Source organism: Streptomyces sp. NPDC057486, from assembly GCF_042802415.1.
Taxonomy (GTDB): Bacteria; Actinomycetota; Actinomycetes; order Streptomycetales; family Streptomycetaceae; genus Streptomyces; species Streptomyces yanii.
On record NZ_JBHVEE010000255.1, the window covers coordinates 1 to 5,713 of the forward strand.

6 protein-coding genes and 2 pseudogenes are annotated in these 5,713 nt (G+C 69.2%); 3 read left to right on the plus strand and 5 right to left on the minus strand.

Annotation, left to right across the window (positions count from 1 at the left end; all coding sequences use genetic code 11):
* Positions 1-172: 172 nt before the first annotated feature.
* A complete protein-coding gene (locus ACFU6I_RS47600) occupies positions 173-634 on the minus strand; it encodes a hypothetical protein (protein WP_384380569.1) in 462 nt (153 codons plus the stop codon).
* An 801-nt stretch (positions 635-1,435) separates the two neighbouring features.
* On the opposite strand from ACFU6I_RS47600, the gene ACFU6I_RS47605 reads away from it, so the two are divergent.
* Both ACFU6I_RS47605 and ACFU6I_RS47610 read left to right on the plus strand, forming a co-directional pair.
* Positions 1,436-3,070 (plus strand): phosphodiester glycosidase family protein, encoded by a 1,635-nt coding sequence (locus tag ACFU6I_RS47605; protein WP_384380572.1) that lies wholly within the window; start codon positions 1,436-1,438, stop codon positions 3,068-3,070.
* Between the two features lie 193 nt (positions 3,071-3,263).
* On the plus strand, positions 3,264-3,536 hold the full coding sequence (locus ACFU6I_RS47610) for a Helicase associated domain protein (RefSeq protein WP_384380575.1): 273 nt from the start codon (positions 3,264-3,266) through the stop codon (positions 3,534-3,536).
* 173 nt (positions 3,537-3,709) lie between these two features.
* On the opposite strand, the gene ACFU6I_RS47615 is transcribed toward ACFU6I_RS47610, so the two are convergent.
* From ACFU6I_RS47615 to ACFU6I_RS47630, 4 genes and pseudogenes are all read right to left on the minus strand, one after another.
* Positions 3,710-3,877: a hypothetical protein gene (locus ACFU6I_RS47615; RefSeq protein ID WP_384380578.1), complete on the minus strand. Its 168-nt coding sequence runs from the start codon at positions 3,875-3,877 to the stop codon at positions 3,710-3,712.
* A 45-nt stretch (positions 3,878-3,922) separates the two neighbouring features.
* Positions 3,923-4,168, minus strand: a complete 246-nt coding sequence (locus ACFU6I_RS47620; RefSeq protein WP_384380581.1) for an SRPBCC family protein — start codon at positions 4,166-4,168, stop codon at positions 3,923-3,925.
* 244 nt (positions 4,169-4,412) lie between these two features.
* Positions 4,413-5,264, minus strand: a pseudogene (locus ACFU6I_RS47625) (integrase core domain-containing protein); the annotation flags it as partial.
* A 67-nt stretch (positions 5,265-5,331) separates the two neighbouring features.
* The gene (locus tag ACFU6I_RS47630; protein ID WP_384380584.1) at positions 5,332-5,454 is read right to left on the minus strand and encodes a hypothetical protein; all 123 of its coding nucleotides are present in this window, start codon (positions 5,452-5,454) and stop codon (positions 5,332-5,334) included.
* A gap of 165 nt (positions 5,455-5,619) precedes the next feature.
* Here ACFU6I_RS47630 and ACFU6I_RS47635 point away from each other — a divergent pair.
* Positions 5,620-5,713: pseudogene (locus ACFU6I_RS47635) on the plus strand (isoprenyl transferase); the annotation flags it as partial.

The following is a 5,713-nucleotide window of genomic DNA, read 5'->3' on the forward strand; positions in this document are numbered from 1 at the left end:
AAACCTTCATCATCCGTGCAGCACCGCATCAAGAACTCGACCTACATCGACTCCCCTCAACGTTCAGGACACACCAAACGCCAGATGTTCGGCCGTGCAGGCTTCGACCTCCTACGCAAGCGAGTCCTGCTTGCGTGACAGACCTCGCGACCTCCCACCGCCGGGGGACCGCCTAAACCGGCTCCTCGTACACGTCAATCTCAAACGGCACGCGTTCAAGCAGCAGTTCGAGACGCCTCTCCATGGTGACGAACCACTGGTCGAGGTCCGCATCAGTGTCGTGAAAGAACCACGAGTTGAAGCGCCCCAGGGCGTCCAGAGCGGGTTCGGGCTCGTAGCGCAGTTCGCAGTGGACCTGCACGTAGTGGTCATGCTCGCCGTCGACATCGCTGATATCGAACTGTCGCGTGAGGTCCACCGTGAACATCGGTCGCCCACTGAAGGCGTACGTGCCGTACTGAAAGAGCAAGCCGTCGGAGTCGGGTATTGCCGCTGTGTCAAAGCGCTGCCGCCCGAATCGTATGAGGGCCAGCCACACAGCCCGAGTGGTCAACTCGGTCGTCGTCGATCGCCCAGCCGCCAGCTCGGCACGCAGGACATCGAGGGCTTCCTCCAACCGCGGTTTGTTGGGCACGCCAGCTCTCCTCGCTTCGTGAATCAGCACCGTAACGTCCGTGGAGGAGGATCAAACCCGGCCCTGGTCCCCCAGACATCCGCCATGCCGCCTTGTAACGCTCAGTTACCGCTGCACGAAAGCTGTGCCAGAGTCACCCGGAACCACGGACGGGTGATGCTCACGAGTTTCCACGTCGCCGGGGTACTTGCCAGGTCAGCATCGGAGTGCTCCTGGTGAAAGGCCCTGGTCATGCCGCAGATGTCGAAGGTCGAGCTGTACGCCGCGATCCGGCGCGACCACCGGTTCCCAGGGCCCGCCGCGGGGACAGGGGCGCAGCCGGGCGCGTACCGAGGACGCCTCGGGCTCGCAGTTCGTGGAGGTCGGACAGGCGCTCTCCGGGAAGAGCGTCGAGCAGGTCGGCCTGGGCGGCACGGATGCTGTGCGCGGGAACCTGAGGGCCGGCGCCAAGAGGGCGGCGGACGGTCACGTCGGCCATCGTACGGGCGCGCGGCAGCGGAGGGCGTGTTGGCCCTGGCCGTCGAGTCCGCAGCAGCCGTTGCGGCGCCCGTGGTCCGGGTGCGGAGCCGTTCCCGGCACGTCGTCGGGATGCAGGATGAAGAGACTGGCGTCGTGGCATGTGCCGTTAGGGCACCATGACGGGGCGTCCGCAGCCTTCGGCGAACCGATCGTTCACTCGTCCGTCAGAGTTCCTCCTCCCCTGCGTACCCCACCGGTGGCCGGGCCCGGCTGGACTGCTGCCCCGCAGACGACGGCCGATGCAAGCAGCGGCCGTCCCGGGCTTCGAATGAATGAGGGTTCATGGACAACGCAGTCGGTACCCGTCCGAGCCGCAGCGTGCGTACCCGGGCGGTGCTGGCCGCCGCCGTCGCGTTGGCCGCCGTCACCCCCTGGACGGCCTCCGGTGCGGCGCAGGCCGTGTCCCCCGCGGCGGCCACTTCGGTCGCCGCACCCGCCACGGAGCAGTGGACGACGCAAACCGTCGCGCCGGGCGTCCAGGTGCGCACTGGCCTCCTCCAGCACACGGACGCAGCGCCGACCTGGACCATCACCGTCCAGGCGCGCGCCGTCAACCGGCTGACCGGCGCCGCGACCTGGGCCCCGGTGGGCGACCGGTCCTGGGCCGACACCACGGCGCGGCAGCTGCGCGCCGCCGGCTTCACGCCGATCGAGGACCGTGTGGAGTGGGCGGCGTACGCGGACACTCCGCGCGGCACGATGGGCTGGCGGGTGCGGGTGGGCTCGTACGCGACCCAGGCCGCGGCCACGAGCACGCGCACGGGGCTCACCGCGGCCGGGTTCCAGACCACGGTGGACTGGACCGGCTACGACGCCGAGCAGCCGGCGGACCGGGAGAACGTCCACATCGCCGTCATCGACCCGCAACGCTTCACCGGTTCGGTCGAGGCCACCCACCACGGCAACGTGGCACAGCGGGAGAAGACGTCCTCGGTGGCCGCCGCTCTCGGCTCCGTGCTCGCCGTCAACGGCGGGTTCTTCATCACCTCCGACGCCGACGGGGTGCAGGGCACTTCGGCTGGTGTCGCCGCCTACGGCGGCGAGTTGCAGTCGTTGGCGGCCGGAACCCGTGCCGCGCTGATCATCAAGGACGGTGGCCGGCACGCCCGCATTGCCGACCTGGACACCACGGTCACCGCGCGGGCGGGCTCCGCCACCTACGCGGTGCAGGGGATCAACCGGGTGCCGGGCAAGATCCGGAACTGTGGCCGCCCCGGGGCGGCCCCCACCGAACTGCCCCGTCAGGACCTCACCTGCACGGTCGCCGATGATCTGGTGAAGTTCACCGCGCAGTTCGGAGCCGGGCTGCCCACCGGCGGCGGCACCCAGGTGGTGCTGGACGCCTCCGACCGGGTGGTGTCGGTCGGCACCCGCGGCGGCGCAGTGCCGTCCGGCGGCTCGGTGCTCCAGGGCATCGGGGCGGCCGCCAACTGGCTGTCGGCCCACGCCGAGCCCGGCAAGAAGATCAAGGTGCAGGAGGTCATCCGGGACACCGACGGGCGCGAGGTCGAACTCGGCGCCGACGACACCATCGTCAGCGCCGCCCCGACCCTGGTGGAGGACGGGCAAATCCACGTCGACGCGGCCGCCGAGGGCACCCTGGACCCGCTGGACCTCTCCTTCGGCTACGCCTGGTCCAACGCGCGCCAGCCCCGCACCATGGCCGGCATCGACAAGCAGGGCCGGCTGATCCTGGCCACCGTGGACGGCCGGCAGCCCGGCGTCAGCGAGGGCTTCACACTGACCGAGGCCGCGGCGTTCATGCGCTCCCTCGGCGCGGTGCAGGCGCTCAACCTGGACGGCGGCGGCTCCTCCGCGATGACGGTGGACGGAAAGCTCGTCAATGTCCCCTCGGACGCGACGGGCGAGCGCACGGTCGGCGACACCCTGCAGGTGCTCCCGGCCCACCGCCGCTGACCCCGGCGGTACCACGTGGCAGAGGCAGGCCCCTCCCCCGCAGGGAGGGGCCTGCAGCCATGCACCACACCGACCAGCGGACACTCATCCCCGTGTCACCAACAGCGCATCACCCCAGACCAGACGCCCGCAGCCACCCAGTGACACCCACCACAGAACCAGTGACATCCTCATTCAGATTCGCACCCTGGACGTGCCCTACGAACACCAGGAAGGCGCCTGGCTGTCCGACCAGAGGCGGTCCTACCGGGCCGGGACCATGTCCAGCACCCGGGCCAACGAGCTCGAAGAGCTCGGCATGATCTGGGACACCGCCGACACACAGTTCGCCGAGAACCTCGCCGCCGCCCGCGCCTACTACGCGGAGGCCGGCACCCTGGCCGCGCCCCGCCACGCCACCGCCCTCGACAAACCCGTCGGGCAATGGCTCACCAACCTCCGACGGCCCGGCGTGTGGGGCTCGTAAGTGTCGCGTTCTTGACATGTCGAAAACTCGACGTGGTCCTGTGCGGGCGCCAGGCCTGCCCGAGGCAGGTGGGAACCCGGATTGCTCCGGTGAGTGCCCGGTCAGGTCCGCCACCCGACCGGTGCCGTCGAGCGCACGGGTTGCATCAGGCACCCACGCCGATGGGCACGACGTCAAGCCGGCCGCGCCAGGCGGGCCGTCAGAACACGGGCCCGGGCCTGCTGGACCGCCCCCGCCTGGGAGGCGGCGAAGCGGGGCAGGTCCGGGGGCGTACGCAGGTGCAGCGTGTCGGTGACGACGCAGCCGGCCTCATGGTGGTCGATGGTGAAGCGGTAGCTCATGTGGACCCGGCCGGGGCTGCGGACCTCGCCGGATATCTCGGCGGACTACGGAAGACCGTCCGAGACGGCGACGAGCGTGACGTCGATGATGTTGTCCTGCCGGAGGACGCCGAGGAACCGGAAGCGCTCCACGGCCGTGTAGTCCACGGTCCCGCCGCTGCGGCGCACGTCGCGGACGGCGACGAGGAGCGGCGACAGGCCGACGTAATGCGACGGTTCGGCCAAGTGCGCGAAGACCTCCTCAGGCGGCGCTGCGATCCGGAACGTGTGTTTCAGCTCGGTGGACGGCACCTCGGACCCTCCTCCATACGGTGTGGTGGCACGGTGATCCTCCCATCGCGGGCGCTCGTAAAGGTCGTTGAGCCCTCGCCCCAAGAGAGGTGCGCATTACATGGCTCCGGGTCAGCGATCCAGTACGATTTTCGGGCTGCAAAACGCCTCCGACGCAAGATAGTTCGGCGGATGCCCTCACCACGCGACCGACCTCTACTTCCCGACCCCGACATTGCGGGTGCCGAATAATCATCCGCTCTGGTCAAGCGGCGTGGTGGTACTCGTGGAGGGTGCCGCCGAGTCGATCTCGTCGGCGGATCTTCGGGTGTGTGATCTGTCCTGGTGCGGTGATCGGTTCGGGCAGTGAGCGGAGCGGGGCGGCTTGGCCCAGGGCCCGGTGAGGCCGATGCCTGTTGTAGAAGGACTCGAACTCGCGTAGGGCGTGGAGCAGGTGACACTGGTTCCAGATCAAGGTGTGGTCCAGCAGCTCGCGCCAGCAGGTCTGGATCCACCGTTCCATGATGGAGTTCATCCGGGGCATCCGGATGCCGCTGAGGACGACCTCCAGCCCGGCATCGGCCAGCACCGCGTCGAAGGCCTGCGTGAACCTCGAGTCCCGGTCGCAGATCAAGAACCTGGCCTTGCTGCCCGCGTACTCCAGGTCCATGGCGAGGTTGCGTCCGAGCTGCACCACCCAGTCCGCGGTGGGGTGTGCGGTCGCGCCCAGGATCCGGATCCTACGGGTGGCGTGCTCGATGACGGCGAAGACGTACACCCGCGCCCCGGTCAGGGTGCGGGTCTCGAAGAAGTCGCAGGCGAGCAGCGCGTCCGTCTGGCTGCGCAGGAAGTCGGCCCAGGTCGTGCTCTCGCGTTCGGGGGCAGGCGGCATGCCGTGCTCGCGGAGGATCTCCCAGACGGTGGAAGCGGCGACCTTGACACCCAGCGTGGCGAGTTCACCGTGGATGCGCCGATACCCCCAGGAGCTGTTCTCGCGGGCCAGGCGCAGGACCAGGGCGCGGATCGATCGGACGGTGGGTGGTCGTCCGCGCCGCCGGGGTGCGCAGTGCGCAGCGTGGCGTCGTTTGAACAGGTCGCGGTGCCAGCGCAGGTTGGTACAACGGCACCGAAGAAGTCAGCGGCACTATCAACGCCCCCTGGTCCCACAAGACCGGCAGCCACGCCTACAGCTGGGGCACCACCGACTCCTGGATCGTCCAGGCCAACGAGACCACAACCCGCACCAAGACCTCCACCGGCACCCGCACGGTCAAGCAGAAGACCACGTACGACACCACGTACGGCATGCCAATGACCGTGGAGGACACCGGCGATACCGCCAAGACCGGCGACGAGGTTTGCACGCGGACCAACTACGCCCGCAACACGACGGCCTGGCTGGTGGCCGCTGTCAGCCGCGTCGAGGTGTTCTCCGCCTCCTGCGAGAAGACTCCGGCAATCCCCGGGGACGCGACCGCCGTGACCTGTGGCGGGCCTGCCTGGAGTACGCCCAGCGCGACCGGCGTTTCGGCGGCGCGGAGGAGGCGGCGGAAAAGACCGAACCGA